The sequence below is a fragment of the Enterococcus villorum genome (assembly GCF_007990225.1).
Classification (GTDB): domain Bacteria; phylum Bacillota; class Bacilli; order Lactobacillales; family Enterococcaceae; genus Enterococcus_B; species Enterococcus_B villorum.
The window spans coordinates 14,580-33,157 of the sequence record NZ_BJWF01000017.1 but is presented as its reverse complement, the minus strand read 5'-3'; the positions used below and the strand labels follow the sequence as shown (position 1 = coordinate 33,157).

Here is an 18,578-nt window from a genome sequence, read left to right as displayed (position 1 = left end):
GGAGAGCATTATGAAAAAAATTATTTTAATTTTGAATCATGTCATGGCGGGAATGGGGAGCGATGAACAAGCGCAATTACCTCCTGGTGGGAAAAAGTGGCCATGGGTCCAGGTGAAACCTTGGCCCCTCTATTCAAAGAAAAGAAGGCGACGATTATCGCAACCCTTTACTGTGGGGATCGTTACTATTTAGACCATCCAGAAGAAGTCAAACAAAAATTTATTGGGTTTGCCAAAAAATTTGAAGCAGATGCTGTTTTATGTGGACCAGCAATGCACTATCCTTATTTTGGAGAAATGGCTGGTAAGCTAGCTCTGGCATTTCAACAAGCAGGTATTCCTGCGGTAGCAGCCATGTCGATTGAAAATCCAGCGGTAGAAGAATACCGCACGTTCATTCCAATCATTAAAATGCCTAAAAAAGGTGGAATTGGATTAAATCAGTCTTATAAAAATATGGTCGAATGCGTCACTATTCTAGCAAATGGCCAAACCTTAGATGTAATGGAAAATGATCTTTTATTTTAAATGAAGAAGAAAGGCTCTTGATTCCTTTTAAGAGTCTTTTTTTTATTTGTAAAACTACAAAATTCTCCTAGTAATCTTGCTACAAATTATAGAGAATTGAATAGACAAAAATGAATAATGAAGAAAGAAGGCACGAAAAAAATGAGATAAAAAATGTTCAATAGAATAAAATAAAGATTTCATTCAGGATGTTATTCATTTAAACTATTATTGTCATCGGTATCAATGATAATAATGTGAAAAAAATATGTAATGAAAGAAGAAAATTTTTCTTTGCTAGTTATTTATCCATATATATGGAGAAAGTCGTGTAATTTTTTAGTGAAAAAGAGTGTAAGGAGATATAGATGATTAAACCAATCTTAAAACTAATGATTAATTTATTTGCAGGATTTAGTTTATTTGCTGTTCCATTAATCGTATCCAGTTTTCTCTCAGATAGAGGGATTTTTGGAGAGGCCTTTGTAGTAGAATTTTTAGGAGCAACTCTCATTTCTAGTTTCGCTATTTTATTTTTGGCTGTTTCTCTTAATCGGTTTATTGATGAGATCCAACCATCTTCTTCTGCTAGTAAAAATTGAGTCAATTGATGAAGGCAGAGAAAAAAATGTCAGACAAAAGATAGATAGCAGAGAGAAAAAAATAGTTCATATCAAATATTCAGTTATCGTATGGAAAAATACTAGAAGGATGACGTTTTATAAACATATTTTCTCCTTTTAAAATTTTTTCGGAGGGATATGAGCTTGTTGTACCAGACTGTTTTCCTGACAAAATAAACTTACCCTAGTCGCTAACATTTAATCTGGAGTATGTATGTTATTTTTGAGGAGCACAGACTAAAAATAATAAAAAATATGAATAGAAAATCTATGGATTTTTTATTCATATTTTTTATTTAGAGGATATTAAATAGAGTAACGCATAGATATACGAGTTAGTTCAAATTTCTAATACCATCCAGTTGGATTATACCAACAAGAAAAAGTATCATTTTTCCCTCCGGAGGCTTGTGCATATGCCCACTTTTTATTTGTAGCATTTGCTGATTTTACAGCACTTCCTACTTTTGCTTTTGCACCATGCCTGTTGTAATCACGTCTGTAGTGATTAGAATTCCCTAATTTTTTATTTCCTGATTTTTCCGAATAATAGACCCATCTCCCAGAACTATGATTAATTGTAGCTCTAGAACTGGTAGTTTTTGACACATGTGAATCTATAATATTACCTTTCGCATCAAAATGAATGTAACCTGGCTCTGTCGAAGAATCATTTATTTCTCCTGATACTTCAGTAGCTGAAACTTTTTCTGAAATAGTTGAAAGAGCCAAAGCTGTTACAATAACAATAAAAAAATTCAATCCTATTTTTTTCATTTTAGCTTTCCTCGTTTCTATTAAAATTAAAGCATCATACACTTTGTTCCTAAGTTGGCTAACTCGGTATCATGCGTTACTACTATAACTAAAAAATCTTTGGCAACTAACTCTTTCAAAAGACTGAACACTATCTTTTTGTTGGATTCATCTAACGATCCTGTAGGTTCATCTGCAAGAATGATACTTCCACCTTTCAGCAAAGTTCTAGCCAAGGCAATTCGTTGTTTTTCCCCTCCAGATAGTAAATATACGGGAGTTTTTAAATCCTTTTTTAAATTGATTTTCTTCAAGGTCTCAATCTTTAATAAATTCTTTTCTTTTAGAGACATTTTTTTAAATTTCAACCCAATATTCAAATTAAAATCAATTGTTTCATATTCAATCAAACCAAAATCTTGAAATAAAAAAGAGATTTCATTTCTTTTAATCTTCGTCTTTTCTTTCCTCGTCATTTTGTTTACAGGCTGACCAAACATATGAAATGTTCCAGAAGTAAATGTTTGATTTAAACCCAAAATATTTAACAATGTGCTTTTTCCAGCACCACTCTTCCCTAGAATCGTGATAAGTTCTCCTTTGTTAGCAGAAAAATTATCTAACTGAAAAAGTTGTTGATTATTGATTTTTTTTGTAGCATTTTTTATAGAAAAAATTTCTGACATACGGTCACCATCCTGAAAGTATAAATAGATTATTCTTTTTTTCGATATACAGTAAAAAGACAATGGTCATACTTAAATCAATCATTATAAAAATGATCATATTTATAATGATCTTTAAATCACTTTCCCAAAAAATAAACATAAATATAGTTGCTAAGCCCCATTTAAAGAAGATTTGTATGAATAGTGTACGGTACGTAGACAAGAGGGAAAAACCACTTAATCTTAATAAAGCAATTGTTCTTTTGTTATAAATGAACAGAATGCTTAGTACTAAAAAACTTAAAGAAATAAACGAAATCATTGTTACAATAAAAATGCTAATTAACTGACCTAAAGATTTGCTTATCATTTTAACTACGATTTCTTCTGCCTTAGTATAAGGAAACAATAGCTGTAAATTATCACTCAGCTGATTTTTTTCCACTAGCTTTAAAATTTTTTTCCTGTTTGTTGGATCTGCCTTTACTTTTAAGGGGGGAGAACTATCACCATTAATGATATTTCTTTCCCAAAAGGTACTATTCTTAAGTGTCAAAATCTCTATAAAAGGGTAATCGTCAATCCACGGATCATGTAAAGTGAACGTATATATAGATTGATTATCCTGAATATAATAAACTTTTGTCTTTTGTTGATAAAAATCGTTATAGTAACTAATCACTTCTTCTAATTCATTTCTCAAGTCTTTTTCTTTGTAACGCTCAGGAATCAAAAGGATGTGTTTCTGTTCTTGTTCATCAATATAAATCCGTTCTCCTTTTTCATCGAGAATTTGAAATTTCTTAAGGTAATTAGGATTTACTTTAATTCCTCTACCAAAGATTTCATTTTCCTTTATATGATAATCAGATAAATTGACAAGTATACTTCCTTGTTCATTTAATGATTCGTATAATGAATCATCCATGTGTTTTTGAAGCTGATTTGCATAGATAAACTCTATGTGGTTCTTTCCTATAGTTAAGGGATAAAATACTTCATAATTTTCAGAAACAATTTCGCTAGGTACTTCATATGTATTCCATAAATTTGTTGTTGCTAAGATAATTTCAGACAAGTTTGTACTTGTTATGGCTAAAATAAAAGAAAAAAGTAGAGTGACAGTAAAGGTTAGAAATTGGAGATATTTAAGTCTTTTTTTCATGGAGGGCAACTTGATAATTAAATAAATAAAAATAAGTGAAATGAAATAGGAACCTCCTAACAATAGTGTGAGTAAAAAAGTATATGGTAGAAATTGTTCTCGGAACATCTTCCACATCAAGAATGATTCAATGGACACTACACATAGTAGAAAAAACATAGTAGTTTTACCAATTAACGTATGCATGATATGTTTCACAGAAAAGCCATAATTGGATAGTAAATGGATTTCTTTAATTAGTATGAAATAATAAGATCCTAATGCAAAGACAAAAAATAAGATCCCAATTTGAACATAAGAAGAAAAATGATATAAATCAGTACTCGATATAGGTGAATAATTTAATTCATTATTAAAATCACTAAACACATCAACCTCATAAGTTGTCTGGAAAATTTTGTTATATCCTTTTGCGAAACCTTTTGCGTAAATCTCATATTTTTCTTTATCAGAAGTTAATAAAAAAAATTCCCCTTCGAATTCTTTTTTGGTGATTGATTGCTGGATGTTTTCGATTAGAAAACGGGTATTCGAGAACGGCAGCTTAAAATTTGTTGGTTCTTTTTGGTTTTGATAATAGAAAGTAATTTCTAATTTAGGTCTGATTTTAAAATTAAAACCTTCTTTTATTTCATTTGATTCATTTGTCACTTTTTTCATATAAGGGATATCGTTCTTTAAAGAAAGAGTTTCAAATAGAGAAATGAGTTGTCGATATTCTGATTCTTGAACAAAAATTTTTGGCACACGTAACGGAGAATAATTAGTAGTATGATTAAAAGTATGCACTGTTTTATTCAAATTTTGTTGATTAATTTTTGAAAAAGATATGGCGATAGTTACCAAAATAAAAAGAAAACATAAAAAATATTTCAAAAATTTGTTGGTCAATTTGCTTCATTCCTTTATGAAATTTTAAATCACATGTAAATAGTAAAATATTTTCAACGAAATGATAATGACTTTTCAGTATATGATCTGTAGAATAAGTCTATAATACATAGAAATTGATAGGAATAGGTGAGTGGTGTGGGTTGTCCATAGATGGAATGATAAAAAAATACCGTAAATTAAACAATTTAACTCAAAAAGAACTAGGAGCCAGAATAGGTGTCTCAGATAAAACAATCTCTAGTTGGGAAAACAACAGAACAGCTCCGGATTTAGAAATGTTAGCGCTTCTTCATGAAACATTAGATATTCCTCCAAATGAGTGTATTCCCATTACTACTGGTGGCACACAACAAATGAAACATAAAGTGAGTATGAACAGCTTTTTTTTAATTCTCTTTTTATTTATTGTATTTTTCTCTTTTTTTCTAATAAATTTTCAATATAAAAATGAGTGGCTAGACAGATTTAATCCGATTCTAAAATCACAAACAGGTTATACAACTCTCCCACTGGGAAATATAGATGGTTCTACCGAATTCTGGGTAGTAAATGACGCTTTTGGTCATGGGACATGGTTAACTTTTTCAGTAGGAGAAACAACGGATGAAAAAAAATATGCGATAGTGAAGCACAAGGGTCTCTATGTTAAAGAAGCAAGACTAATTTCATGGGATTCAATTCCTACAGACATAAAAGACTTAATCCACCTAAACTATGACGAATCCATGAAACGAATGAATGGTGAACCCAATCATCATTAAGAGGAAGAATAATAAAGTATTCAGAAAAAAAGATTTTTGAAGCGTTTTTACAGTTATCCGACCAATCTTCAAACATCAAGCACTTTCTTTTTGATTGCTTTTTGTTACTTAATTCTTAGCAAATGAAGAGCTTTTTATGTTTCCTAAAATCAAAAAAGTGGGATATTTACCAGAAGTTCTTCTGATAATGTCCCACTTTTTTCACTATAAAATTTAGAAAGCAAAATTTTCACAAATATGCTAAGATAACAATAGACGCGTCCTGAGGGAATCGAACCCCCGTCTCAAGAACCGGAATCTTACGTGATATCCACTACACTAAGGACGCAAGCACTGGAACAATTGTAACGAAACCAAAAAAAAATTACAAGGGGAATGGACAAAAAAATGAAATTTCAACAAAATTTTTCACAAAAACAACAACAAACACAGAAATTAGCCATGACACAACAACTGCAACAGTCCATTCAAGTTTTGCAATATAACAGTGAAGAGCTATTGGCATTTGTTGAAAACCAAGCGCTGGAAAATCCCTTAGTAGAAGTTGTAGAACCAGAATGGCAATCGGATTATCAAAAAATAAGAACTTCGAATGAAAGTGAAGAAACTAATTACTTAAATCAAATTCCAGATACAAGTATTTCTTTGTTTGAATCACTGATTGATCAGATTCACTTAAATTATCGGGATACTTTTTTACGTAAACTGGTTTTATATTTAGTTGAATATATTGATTTAAATGGCTTTCTGACTATTGATTTGAAAGAAGCACAAGAAAAGATGAGTGCTACTTCAATTGAAATTCTTGATGCACTAACATTGGTGCAACAACTCGAACCAGCTGGTGTTGGGGCAAGAAGTTTACAAGAATGTTTGATGTTACAAACAGAAAGAGATGACTTCGCACCAGAATTAGCTTACATTGTTTTGGAAGAATGTTTTGACTTATTAGTCGATCGTAAATGGAAAGAAATTGCGCAACGTTTTTCGATTGAATTAAGTGAAGTGCAACGAATTTTTGACTATATTCAAACCCTTAGCCCAAGCCCTGGTCGTATCTTTGATCGTAGCGATGAATTATATATTATTCCCGATGTAAAAGTGATCGTGGATCAAAATGAAAATATACGAGTGGTGTCCAAACGAGGAAATCAACCAGACGTACGCTTTCAAGAAACATATTTTAATCAAATGCAAAAAAAAGCGGACAAAGAAACACAGGCGTATTTGAAAGAACGCAAACAAGAATTTGACTGGCTGAAAAAAACGATTCTACAACGTGGAGATACGATCTTGCGGGTAGCACAAATCATTGTTTCGCATCAGCAAGCTTTTTTTACAGATAAAAATAGACCAATCAAACCACTAACTTTAAAAGAAGTAGCAAAAGAAATCGAAGTTCACGAATCTACTGTGAGTCGAGCAGTCAACGGAAAGTATTTAGAAACAACATTTGGTGTGTTTGAATTGAAAAAATTCTTTACCACAAGAATTCAGCAAGTGAATACTGAAACAGCCGAAGAGTTTTCAGCAGATACCGTGCAAAAGAAAATTCAAGAACTAGTTTCTCAAGAAGATAAAAGTAAACCCCTTTCTGATCAAAAGATTGTGGAATTATTAAAAAAAGATGAAATCTTAATTTCCAGAAGGACTGTGGCAAAGTATCGAGATTTGTTAGGAATCCCAAGTTCATCAAAAAGAAAACGTTACGATAAATAATAAAATTTAAGACTAGAAAAAAATGACAAGTTTTTCTAGTCTTTTTTGTTGAAAAAACCGAACAAAACTGTTAGACTTACAGACGTGAGGTTGAGATTTTCCTTTTTAATATTTTTAAAAGTAGGAAAGTCACATTTCTTTTTTTATCATACATGGGTCGTTTTGAGTCTACATTGGACAAATATCGTCCAACTAAGGAGATCGCTATGCTAGATGAATGGAAAATGATGGAATCTGTTGCACCTGATATGATGGAGGTTTTACAGGAACGCTATAAAATTTTACGTAATATTTATTGGATGCAACCAATCGGACGCCGTAGTTTATCAGAAAGCATGGGCATCACAGAACGAGTCTTACGGACAGAAACAGATCTATTAAAACAATTAGATTTGATCAATGCCTCTAAGAGTGGGATGATGTTAACCGACAAAGGAAAAGAAGTGTATCAAAGTCTTGAACGCTTCATGGATCAACTTTTAGGAAGGCATCAAACCGAAACAAAACTGGCTGACTATTTTGGAAATCAGCGTTGTATCGTTGTGTCAGGAAACAGTGAAGAACAACCTAAAGTGGCAGATGCTTTTGGCGAAGCATTAAATGAATCTTTAGATTTGTTACTCCCAGAAGGTAATAATATCATTGCCGTAATGGGTGGAACAACCATGGCTGTAGTTGCTGAACAATTAACGAATTTGGAAAACAACAAACGGCACAATCTATTTGTCCCGGCTCGGGGTGGAATCGGTGAAGCTGTCACTGTACAAGCAAATTCGGTCAGTGCTAGAATGGCTACAAAAGCAAGTGGAAATCACCGAGCGCTATATGTTCCAGAACAATTGAGTTTGGCTACGTACAATTCTTTACTCAACGAACCATCTATTCAAGAAGTTTTAAACTTGATTAGTCAGGCAAATTGTGTTATTCATAGTATTGGACGTGCGTTGCATATGGCAGCACGACGAAAAATGACTGAAAAAGAATTAGTCATGCTGAGACAGGCGAATGCAGTAGCGGAATCTTTCGGCTATTTCTTCAATGAAAATGGAGAAGTGGTTTATAAAGTTCCTCGAATCGGCATCGAATTAAAAGACTTAGCGAATATTCCCATCATTCTTGCAATTGCTGGGGGTAGATCAAAAGCAAAAGCAATTCGCGCCTATATGAAAAATGCACCAAAACAAACGTGGCTGATTACAGATGAAGCCGCAGCAAAAGAGATTTTAAAAGGGAAATCCCTTTAAAATAAATATTTTTTTGATTTTCATAAGGAGGAAATCTTAAATGACAGTTAAAGTAGGTATTAATGGTTTTGGACGTATCGGACGTCTAGCGTTCCGTCGTATCCAAGACGTAGATGGAATCGAAGTAGTAGCAATCAACGACTTAACAGATGCTAAAATGTTAGCACACTTGTTAAAATATGATACAACTCAAGGACGTTTCAACGGAACAGTTGAAGTTCACGAAGGTTCATTCAACGTTAACGGAAAAGAAATTAAAGTTTTAGCTAACCGTAACCCTGAAGAATTACCTTGGGGCGAACTAGGTGTTGACATCGTTCTAGAATGTACTGGTTTCTTCACTTCAAAAGCAGCTGCTGAAAAACATTTAACAGCTGGTGCTAAACGTGTTGTTATCTCAGCTCCTGGTGGAAATGATGTTCCAACAATCGTTTATAACACAAACCACGAAACATTAACTGGTAAAGAAACAGTTATCTCAGGTGCTTCATGTACTACTAACTGTTTAGCTCCTATGGCTAAAACATTAAACGATAAATTTGGTGTTGTTGAAGGATTAATGACAACTATCCACGCTTACACAGGTGACCAAATGACATTAGACGGACCTCATCCTAAAGGTGACTTCCGCCGTGCTCGCGCTGCTGCTGCAAACATCGTTCCTAACTCAACAGGTGCTGCTAAAGCAATCGGTTTAGTAATCCCTGAATTGAACGGTAAATTAGATGGAGCTGCTCAACGTGTTCCTGTAGCAACTGGTTCATTAACTGAATTGGTTACAGTTCTTGAAAAAGAAGTAACTGTTGATGAAATCAACGCTGCAATGAAAGAAGCTTCAAACGAATCTTACGGATACAACACAGACGAAATCGTTTCTTCTGATATCGTTGGTATGACTTACGGTTCATTATTTGATGCTACACAAACTAAAGTAATGACTGTTGGCGACAAACAATTAGTGAAAACTGTTGCTTGGTACGACAACGAAATGTCTTACACTGCACAATTAGTACGTACTTTAGAATACTTCGCTAACTTATAAGATAGACAAACGTACAAGTGTAATTGATAAGCATGTACACTTAAAAGCGGGGAAGCAATCGCGCTTCTTCCGCTTTTTTTGATAATAAGTTTATTTAGGAGGTCATAAAATGGCTAAAAAAACAGTGAAAGATATCGATTTAAAAGACAAAAAAGTTCTTGTTCGTGTTGACTTTAACGTGCCTTTGAAAGACGGCGTGATCACTGATGACACACGTATCAAAGCTGCTTTACCAACAATCAATTATGTTTTAGAACAAGGCGGAAAAGCTATTCTATTTTCTCACCTAGGACGTGTGAAAACAGAAGAAGACAAAGCAGGTAAATCTTTAGCTCCTGTGGCGAAACGTTTGGGCGAATTATTAGGAAAAGAAGTAACTTTTGTTCCTGAAACTCGTGGCGAAGAATTAGAAACTGCTATCAACAACATGAAAGACGGCGATGTTGTGGTCTTTGAAAACACTCGTTTTGAAGATGTTGATGGTAAAAAAGAAAGCAAAAATGATGCAGATTTAGGTAAATACTGGGCTTCATTAGGCGATGTATTTGTCAATGATGCATTTGGTACAGCTCACCGTGCACATGCTTCTAACGTAGGAATTGCTTCAACTGGTATTCCAACAGTTGCTGGATTCTTAATGGAAAAAGAAATCAAATTCATCGGTGAAGCAGTAGAAGAACCAAAACGTCCAATGATCGCAATCTTAGGTGGAGCAAAAGTTTCTGATAAAATTGGTGTTATCGAGAACTTGATTCCTAAGGCGGACAAAATCTTGATCGGTGGCGGAATGACTTATACATTTTACGAAGCAAAAGGAATCAAAATTGGTAACTCTTTAGTGGAAGCTGACAAAGTAGCTTTAGCCAAAGATTTGATCGAAAAAGCTGGAGACAAACTTGTATTACCAATTGACAACGTTTGTGCACCAGAATTTTCAAACGATGTTGAAACTCAAGTAATCGAAGGAGACATTCCTGAAGGTTTAATGGCATTAGACATCGGCCCTGCATCAGTGAAATTATTTGCGGATACTTTACAAGGTGCAAAAACAGTTGTTTGGAACGGACCGATGGGTGTGTTTGAAATGAGTAATTTTGCAAAAGGTACAATTGGTGTTTGTGAAGCTATTGCGAACCTTGAAGATGCAACAACCATTATCGGTGGTGGAGACTCAGCAGCAGCAGCAGAACAACTAGGATTTGCGGATAAATTCACACATATCTCAACAGGTGGCGGCGCAAGCTTAGAACTATTAGAAGGTAAAGAATTACCTGGACTAGCAGCAATCAACGATAAATAATCAAAAAATTGCGACGAGTAACCGCAGGAGCAATCCAACAAGGAACTTAAACTGTCAAACATTAACAAATAAATAAAAATGTAAGAGAAAAGCGATGTGAGTTTTTTACTCTACGTTCCTTTTACATTTTGAATAGGAGTGCACATCATGCGTAAACCAATTATCGCTGGTAACTGGAAAATGAATAAAACTGCATCTGAAGCAAAAGAATTTGCTGAAGCAGTGAAAAACAATATCCCTTCAAACGATAAAGTAGATTCTGTTATCGGATCTCCAGCTTTGTTCTTACAAGAATTAATGGCTTCAGCTGAAGGAACAGAATTGAAAATCTCAGCTCAAAATTGCTACTGGGAAAACTCAGGTGCGTTCACAGGTGAAACTTCACCAGCTGCTTTAGCAGACTTAGGTGTTGACTATGTAATCATCGGTCATTCAGAACGCCGTGAATATTTCCACGAAACAGATGAAGATATCAACAAAAAAGCAAAAGCAATTTTTGCAAATGGTATGATTCCAATCCTTTGCTGTGGTGAATCTTTAGAAACTTATGAAGCAGGAAAAACTGCGGAATGGATTGAAGGACAAATCACTGCAGGTCTTGAAGGCTTAACAGATGGTCAAGTAAGTAACATGGTTATTGCTTATGAACCAATCTGGGCAATCGGTACCGGTAAATCTGCAGATGCTCAAATCGCTGATGAAATCTGTGGCGTTGTTCGTCAAACAGTTGAAAAATTATACGGCAAAGAAGTTTCTGATGCTGTACGTATCCAATACGGTGGATCTGTTAAACCAGAAAACATCGCTGAATACATGGCAAAAGAAAATGTTGATGGTGCATTAGTTGGTGGCGCAAGCTTACAAGCTGATTCATTCTTAGCATTATTAGATGCTGTAAAATAATTGGTGAAAATTTGCGAAAAATGCAAGAAATGTTTGCACTAACGTAAAAAATTAACTAAAATCGTATATGAGGGAAATCCCTTAGGAAAAAACAAACTCAAAGGAGAGACAAAACATGTCAATTATTACTGATGTTTACGCTCGCGAGATCTTAGACTCACGCGGAAACCCAACAATCGAAGTAGAAGTATACACAGAAAGCGGAGCTTTTGGCCGTGGAATGGTTCCTTCAGGTGCTTCAACTGGTGAATACGAAGCAGTTGAACTACGTGACGGAGACAAAGCTCGTTATGGCGGTAAAGGTGTAACTAAAGCTGTTGATAACGTAAACAACATCATTGCTGAAGCAATCATTGGCTACGATGTACGTGACCAAATGGCTATCGATAAAGCTATGATCGCTTTAGACGGAACTCCTAATAAAGGTAAATTAGGCGCAAACGCTATTTTAGGTGTATCTATCGCTGTAGCTCGCGCAGCTGCTGACTACCTAGAAGTACCTTTATACCACTACCTAGGCGGATTCAATACAAAAGTTTTACCAACTCCAATGATGAACATCATCAACGGTGGATCACATGCAGATAACTCAATCGACTTCCAAGAATTTATGATCATGCCTGTTGGCGCTCCAACATTCAAAGAAGCATTACGTATGGGTGCAGAAGTATTCCACGCATTAGCAGCAATCTTGAAATCTCGTGGATTAGCTACTTCTGTTGGTGACGAAGGTGGATTTGCTCCTAACCTTGGTTCAAACGAAGAAGGATTCGAAGTAATCATCGAAGCAATCGAAAAAGCTGGCTATGTACCTGGTAAAGATGTTGTTCTTGCTATGGATGCTGCTTCTTCAGAATTCTACGACAAAGAAAAAGGTGTTTACGTATTAGCTGATTCAGGCGAAGGCGAAAAAACAACGGACGAAATGATCAAATTCTACGAAGAATTAGTTTCTAAATATCCAATCATCTCAATCGAAGACGGCTTAGACGAAAACGACTGGGACGGATTCAAGAAATTAACTGACGTATTAGGCGACAAAGTTCAATTAGTTGGTGACGACTTGTTCGTAACAAACACTCAAAAATTATCTGAAGGTATTGAAAAAGGAATCGCTAACTCAATCCTTATCAAAGTAAACCAAATCGGTACTTTGACAGAAACTTTTGAAGCAATCGAAATGGCTAAAGAAGCTGGTTACACAGCAGTTGTTTCTCACCGTTCTGGTGAAACAGAAGATTCAACAATCTCTGATATTGCTGTTGCAACAAACGCTGGCCAAATCAAAACAGGTTCTCTTTCACGTACTGACCGTATTGCTAAATACAATCAATTATTACGTATCGAAGATCAACTTGGTGAAGTTGCTGAATACAAAGGTTTGAAATCTTTCTACAACTTAAAAAACAAATAATTTTTAACTAGAAAATCTTATTTTTTAGTATTAAAAGTTGTTTTAATATTCTGGAGACTCTTCTTTTGAAGAGTCTTTTTTTAAAAAAAGACTCTTCAAAAAATATAGATTATTGAGGTCTCATCTTAATGAGCAAAAAGCAATAAAAAATAGTAGTTAAAAATGAAGCATTTACATAAAACTTCTAACGTTGGAAATAAATAAATGAATACGATGGATATAAAAATAAAGAAAATAACTTTTGAAAGCATAGCATGGGAGAGGGAACGCTAATAAAAGCGAGGAGAAAAATAAAGAAATCTACTTATAATAGTTGATTTATGTATATTAGCTTTAGAAGATTTGTTTTTTTTTTTTTTGAACAAGGTGATGTTGATCTAAATTTTTTAACTTAATTCTGGCAGAAGTCGCCCATTCTCTATAGGTGGGTGATGAATGCCGTTTTTGTATGAGGGTATCGTAGGGAGATCGAAGACGACACATAAGGCTTATTGCCTTTTTATTTTGCTTTATATTATAATCAGTTTATATAAGAAATGAGCAGATATCACATGGAATGAGAGACTGATAATCATTCAGTATTTCTACGCTATTATCATCTTGTACGAATTGCAGAAGCTTATCACATCACTTTAGTTGAGTGGAACCATGTTCATCTCATATTCAAAGCACAACCTAAAACAGAACGAACAAAATTCATCCATGCCTATGAAAGTGCCTGTTCACGTTTGATCAAATGTGACTTTCCACGAGTCAAACAGTTTTCTTGGAAAGAAATATTTTGGTCTAAAAGTTTTTGCCTTTTGACAACTGGTGGTGCACCTAGTGAGGTCATCGAGAAATAGTTTCAAAATCAAGGAGACAATCACAAACAGAGAGGTGAAGTTTATGGAACGGCTAAAAGCATATAAATTCAGAACCTATCCAACAAAAGAAATTGGCACATTTACACGAGAAAGTAATGAATCAGCGCACTGATTTTCTGAATAAGTTAAGTACAGAAGCCCACGATATTATCTGTATGGAAGACTTAAATACAAAAGGGATGTTGCGTAATCATAAACTAGCGAAAAGTATTTCGGATGTTCCTTGGTCTAGTTTTATGACTAAATTACAATACAGAGCGGACTGGTACGGTCGGAAAATCATCAAAGTGGATAAGTGGTTTCCATCTAGTCAAATTTGCTCAAAACGCGGACAAAAAGACGATAAGAAATCCCTCGAAATCGAGAATGGACCTGCCTTATTTGTCATACCCATCATGACTGAGATATCAATGAAAGTATCAATATTCTGACTGAAGATCTAAGACTAAAACAATTAGCATAGATAAAAGAAAGAACCATAGGCACTACGGGGATAGCTTGGTTAATAAGAGACACCGCTGTTAGTAAAAAAACAAGCGATCAAGTAGGCTCTCTTCCCAAGAAGCTCTCACTACAAGTGTTAAAAATCGTTAGGTTTAGCTAAGTGGTGAGTGGTTCACAAGTCATAGTATGAAAATGAATATTGGTTATATAATTGAAATGAATTTTTAGTAAAATTAATTTTTTATATTAGTAAAAATTATATTCGTTATATATTATTAATCATGTATAATGACGATAAAGTAATAAGTTATCAAAATGAAAGGATGTGTTTTATCTAGATGACAACTAAAAATTTAAAAAATTTTGAACGTCAAGCTGAAATTTTAGCGCTTACATTAGGGCTGGAAGACAATAATAAATTCAAATCACGTGGCGCAGGAGGCAGAGACCATTATCAGTCATTATTTTCTATTTACATAAAAATGATTAAAGATTCTGAACATAATACTTTTATTAATAACGAAAGCAAACCGCAAGTCATCCAATCACTTCAACGTACAATTGATTTTTATAATACAAAAAAAAAAGAAGATATCCAGAATTTGTTTGGAACTTTAGAAAAAAACGATCCTACTTCTTTTATTATTGTTCCAGTTAGTTATCTTACTTTGACTAATCAAAAAAATTCTAGGCATACTTCTTCACTAATTGTATATAAGATGGAAAATGAATATATTGTAACAATGATTGATAAAGAAAAATTATTTAATAGTAAAAATGGAGGTTACGTCACAATTTCCCAAGATAAATTAGAAGATTTTAGTGCGTTGCTCCTTGATAGTAAAACTACTTTTGACTATGTTCCAACGTTTGATATCAATAAAGCGTATGGGATTTTAAAGAAAATTATGGCGTTGTCAAATGAAAAAAAATTGAAAATCTTGCCTATTAAATTGAGTAAACAAACTATGGGTAATTGTATAGTAGCTGGTGCAGAAACTTCACTTAGAATGGCACTATCTAATTGTCATCAAAACATATTTGAAACGAATAAACAAATAAAGCTCTGCTCTCTTTTTCAAATGCGTGAGTGCTTTTTAAAAGCTTTAAAAGGGACCAACAGTGAACAAAATAAATATTTAGACGAAATTTTTAGTTATTATTTAAAGCGAAAAGAACAAAAAGAAAAAGTATTACCAAAATTAACTCCTGAATGGAACAGTTGGAAAAATCCAGTACATAAAATTATGTATATAGCGCAAAAAAGAAAATATATAAAGAAAAAAGAGGAAATTTCTTTACAAATTGCTAAGGAATTTAACGCTTTTTTCTCAGCGAAAACGCCACCAATGAAAAGCTCTAGTAAGTGGTCTCTTGATGAGATAAAGTTAAATGCTAAAACGAATGAAGCTATAAACTTATATTCAGTTCGTTCTGGTCCTTCTCCCAGCAAAAGCAGGGAAGAGTTGAGTTAAATAAAAAAAATACCTATTTTTTTATTTTTGATATTTATATACCTGTGTAATAATAAATAGTATTTGCACAATATCTTAACAATAATTTTTTTGAAAGCTAATAATTACTAATATAATGATAGTTATATTATAAAGAGACTTTAAAATGAGAAACATACGAAGAAATAATATTCTAAGCGAATTTACAAATATTCTATTTCTTGCTAAGATGTTATCGACAAATAGAAAATAGAATAATGAGGAAAAGAAATGAAAGCTAAGATTTTTAAGGGGTTAAAATGGTTGGGAATTTCCATTGTTGGTATCATTTTATTGGTTATTATAGCCTTTCAAGTTTCACCAAAACCTGGAGCTTATGTGATTGGACATTTATTTAGTGACACGATTACTATTACGGATGAAGCAAATTATAATAAAGCAAAGGCATCCGTTCACGTAATAGAAGATGAAGTTTATCCATCCAAATATAAGAAAAATACTTATGATATCTACTATCCAAAAAATAGCGAAAAAGCTGTGCCAGTCTTAATCTGGGTACATGGTGGTGGGTATGTAATCGGTGACAAGGTGGGTGTCAAAGAATTTGCGACAAAATTAGCTGCAGATGCACAAATAGCCGTAGTGACCATGAACTATGAACCAGCACCAAACTCACAATACCCAAATCAGGTGATGCAAGTCAATGAATTGGTTCAGCAATTAAAAAAGGATAAAAAAGCAATGTTAGATCTGTCCAACGTTCTCTTTGGTGGAGATAGCGCAGGTGCTCAAATTGCTTTACAATACGTGACGATACAAACAAATAAAAATTATGCAAAAGAAATGAAGATGAAACAAATTGTCGATCCAGAAACGATCAAAGGAACACTCTCCTATTGTGGGCCTGTGGATTTACAGCAAGTTGCTAAACAACAATCTGATAACCGATTTATGCGTTTCTTTGTTCGAACCGTGGCTTGGTCACTCTTAGGACAAAAAGACTGGAAGAATGATGATCGTTTGTTTCAAGCGAGTTTAGTCGATCATGTCACCAAAGATTTTCCACCAACTTATATTACAGATGGGAATGCCTATTCCTTCCAAGACCAAGGGATCGCATTAGAAAAGAAATTAGAAGCACTGAAGGTGCCTGTAAAAGGTTTATTCTTTAAAGATGAGGAAAAAGAAGTCAGTCATGAATATCAATTTGATTATTCTTTGCCAGAATCAAAAAAATACTATGAACAAACTCAAGCTTTTATTAAAAGCTTGTTGGGGAATTAATGCAAAAATATCAAAGATAGATAGTTGCCAAAAAGAGTTTATGTCTGAATTTTTTGGGAAGTTGATTAGACGAAAAACACTAGATTATCCAAAAATGCTTGTTTTAATTTAGATATATCATAATCATAAACGAAAAAATCTCGAAACATAAAAAGGTTTCGAGATTTTTTATCTTAGTAGACTTTTTTCGGGGATATTTTTATACCATTATCTATTTTATTTGAAGAACTAGAAAAAAGTGGAACATTGTCTTTTTTTTGGACCTAACTTTGATAGCGTTTAGGCTGAACGTTGGTTGTGTTTGAAAATCTAGATCGGATTAAGTAATTATGGTAGAGTAGAATAAAGAAATGTTAGGAGTGATGTAATAATGGAAAAAGAAGAAAAAATTTCTATTTTGCAAGAAATCGTTCGAATCAACTCAGTAAATGGTAATGAAAGAGAGGTAGCTGAATATTTAAAACAACTTTTAAATAGGTATGGCATTGAAGGAAAGATGGTTTCCTACTCAGACGGACGCGATAATTTGGTGGCTAGTTTTGAAAACGGATACCAAAAGAAAGTTCTCGGTTTATCCGGGCATATGGACGTTGTATCCGCCGGTGATGAATCAGCTTGGATATATCCACCTTTTGCAGCAGAAATACACGAAAACCGTCTTTATGGACGAGGAACAACGGATATGAAGAGTGGATTGGCCGCAATGGTGATTGCAATGATCGAATTGAAAGAATCTGGACAGACTTTTAATGGAACGGTCAAATTATTAGCCACGGTAGGAGAAGAAATCGGTGAATTAGGGAGTGAGCAGTTAACAAAAGAAGGTTACCTAGATGACTTAGATGGATTGATCATCGGAGAACCAACCAACTACAATTTAATGTACACCCATATGGGTTCGATTAACTATACAGTCATTTCACATGGAAAAGAAGCGCATAGTTCAATGCCACAAGAAGGTTATAATGCAATCAATCATTTAAATGAATTTATAACGAGAGTTAACGAAAAAATGAATCGCATAGCTAAGAATTTCAAAATCCTGTATTAGGTCAACCCATTCATAATATAACAGTGATTAGTGGGGGAAATCAGGTCAATAGTATCCCAAGCCAAGCACGTCTTCAAGGAAATATTCGCTCGATTCCAGAGTTTTCAAATGAGAAAACGATTGCTTTGTTACAAAAAATAATTAACGAATTGAATGAGGTCGCTAAATATCAGTTAGAGTTAAAGATCGATTATAATAAAATCCCTGTGAAAGCTGATCCGGATTCTCATTTGATTCGCTGTATTCAAGAGCAATTCGAACAACCATTGCCTCTAGTCGGTGCGGTAGGAACAACAGATGCGGCTGAATTTACAAAATCTAGTCATGCCTTTGATTTCGTTGTTTTCGGACCAGGAGTTGTTACGCTTCCTCATCAGATCAATGAGTATGTGGAAATTGATAATTATTTAGAGATGATTGATAAATATCAAGCGATCATTTTGTCTTATTTAGCATAAAATATAGAATGTACTAAAAAGGAGC

14 protein-coding genes, 1 tRNA gene and 3 pseudogenes are annotated in these 18,578 nt (G+C 33.9%); 14 read left to right on the top strand and 4 right to left on the bottom strand.

What is annotated here, in order from left to right:
- Nucleotides 1-10 precede the first annotated feature (10 nt).
- Both EVI01_RS07710 and EVI01_RS07705 read left to right on the top strand, forming a co-directional pair.
- Nucleotides 11-528, top strand: a pseudogene (locus EVI01_RS07710) (GrdB-related putative oxidoreductase).
- Nucleotides 529-875: 347 nt separating this feature from the next.
- Nucleotides 876-1,109: a hypothetical protein gene (locus EVI01_RS07705; RefSeq protein ID WP_010752544.1), complete on the top strand. Its 234-nt coding sequence runs from the start codon at nucleotides 876-878 to the stop codon at nucleotides 1,107-1,109.
- A gap of 369 nt (nucleotides 1,110-1,478) precedes the next feature.
- On the opposite strand, the gene EVI01_RS07700 is transcribed toward EVI01_RS07705, so the two are convergent.
- Genes EVI01_RS07700 through EVI01_RS07690 form a run of 3 tightly spaced genes read right to left on the bottom strand, consistent with a single transcriptional unit; the run spans nucleotide 1,479 to nucleotide 4,610 of the window.
- Nucleotides 1,479-1,907 (bottom strand): hypothetical protein, encoded by a 429-nt coding sequence (locus tag EVI01_RS07700; RefSeq protein WP_010752543.1) that lies wholly within the window; start codon nucleotides 1,905-1,907, stop codon nucleotides 1,479-1,481.
- Between the two features lie 26 nt (nucleotides 1,908-1,933).
- Complete coding sequence (locus tag EVI01_RS07695; protein ID WP_010752542.1) at nucleotides 1,934-2,572, bottom strand: ATP-binding cassette domain-containing protein; 639 nt, start codon at nucleotides 2,570-2,572, stop codon at nucleotides 1,934-1,936.
- 4 nt (nucleotides 2,573-2,576) lie between these two features.
- A complete protein-coding gene (locus EVI01_RS07690) occupies nucleotides 2,577-4,610 on the bottom strand; it encodes a hypothetical protein (protein WP_010752541.1) in 2,034 nt (677 codons plus the stop codon).
- Nucleotides 4,611-4,753: 143 nt separating this feature from the next.
- Here EVI01_RS07690 and EVI01_RS07685 point away from each other — a divergent pair, with 143 nt between their 5' ends.
- Entirely contained in the window at nucleotides 4,754-5,374 is a 621-nt protein-coding gene (locus EVI01_RS07685; protein WP_010752540.1) for a helix-turn-helix domain-containing protein, read from the top strand.
- A 256-nt stretch (nucleotides 5,375-5,630) separates the two neighbouring features.
- Here EVI01_RS07685 and EVI01_RS07680 read toward each other — a convergent pair.
- Nucleotides 5,631-5,702, bottom strand: a tRNA-Arg gene (locus EVI01_RS07680).
- Between the two features lie 59 nt (nucleotides 5,703-5,761).
- Here EVI01_RS07680 and rpoN point away from each other — a divergent pair.
- The 11 genes and pseudogenes from rpoN (at nucleotide 5,762) to EVI01_RS07625 (ending at nucleotide 18,553) form a co-directional block, all read left to right on the top strand.
- A complete protein-coding gene (gene rpoN / locus EVI01_RS07675; RefSeq protein WP_010752539.1) occupies nucleotides 5,762-7,093 on the top strand; it encodes an RNA polymerase factor sigma-54 in 1,332 nt (443 codons plus the stop codon).
- 152 nt (nucleotides 7,094-7,245) lie between these two features.
- Nucleotides 7,246-8,337, top strand: coding sequence for a sugar-binding transcriptional regulator (locus tag EVI01_RS07670; protein WP_174270072.1), 1,092 nt, complete (start codon nucleotides 7,246-7,248; stop codon nucleotides 8,335-8,337).
- A 40-nt stretch (nucleotides 8,338-8,377) separates the two neighbouring features.
- Nucleotides 8,378-9,379 (top strand): type I glyceraldehyde-3-phosphate dehydrogenase, encoded by a 1,002-nt coding sequence (gap, locus tag EVI01_RS07665; protein WP_010752537.1) that lies wholly within the window; start codon nucleotides 8,378-8,380, stop codon nucleotides 9,377-9,379.
- Nucleotides 9,380-9,488: 109 nt separating this feature from the next.
- On the top strand, nucleotides 9,489-10,679 hold the full coding sequence (locus EVI01_RS07660) for a phosphoglycerate kinase (RefSeq protein ID WP_010752536.1): 1,191 nt from the start codon (nucleotides 9,489-9,491) through the stop codon (nucleotides 10,677-10,679).
- A gap of 147 nt (nucleotides 10,680-10,826) precedes the next feature.
- Entirely contained in the window at nucleotides 10,827-11,582 is a 756-nt protein-coding gene (gene tpiA, locus EVI01_RS07655; RefSeq protein WP_010752535.1) for a triose-phosphate isomerase, read from the top strand.
- 115 nt (nucleotides 11,583-11,697) lie between these two features.
- Nucleotides 11,698-12,996: a phosphopyruvate hydratase gene (gene eno / locus EVI01_RS07650; protein ID WP_010718611.1), complete on the top strand. Its 1,299-nt coding sequence runs from the start codon at nucleotides 11,698-11,700 to the stop codon at nucleotides 12,994-12,996.
- Nucleotides 12,997-13,604: 608 nt separating this feature from the next.
- Nucleotides 13,605-13,841, top strand: coding sequence for an IS200/IS605 family transposase (gene tnpA / locus EVI01_RS07645; RefSeq protein WP_244150158.1), 237 nt, complete (start codon nucleotides 13,605-13,607; stop codon nucleotides 13,839-13,841).
- A gap of 80 nt (nucleotides 13,842-13,921) precedes the next feature.
- Nucleotides 13,922-14,265: pseudogene (locus EVI01_RS07640) on the top strand (RNA-guided endonuclease TnpB family protein); the annotation flags it as partial.
- A 379-nt stretch (nucleotides 14,266-14,644) separates the two neighbouring features.
- The gene (locus EVI01_RS07635; protein ID WP_010752532.1) at nucleotides 14,645-15,781 is read left to right on the top strand and encodes a hypothetical protein; all 1,137 of its coding nucleotides are present in this window, start codon (nucleotides 14,645-14,647) and stop codon (nucleotides 15,779-15,781) included.
- A gap of 249 nt (nucleotides 15,782-16,030) precedes the next feature.
- Nucleotides 16,031-17,044, top strand: coding sequence for an alpha/beta hydrolase (locus EVI01_RS07630; protein ID WP_010752531.1), 1,014 nt, complete (start codon nucleotides 16,031-16,033; stop codon nucleotides 17,042-17,044).
- A gap of 370 nt (nucleotides 17,045-17,414) precedes the next feature.
- Nucleotides 17,415-18,553: pseudogene (locus tag EVI01_RS07625) on the top strand (ArgE/DapE family deacylase).
- Nucleotides 18,554-18,578: the final 25 nt, after the last annotated feature.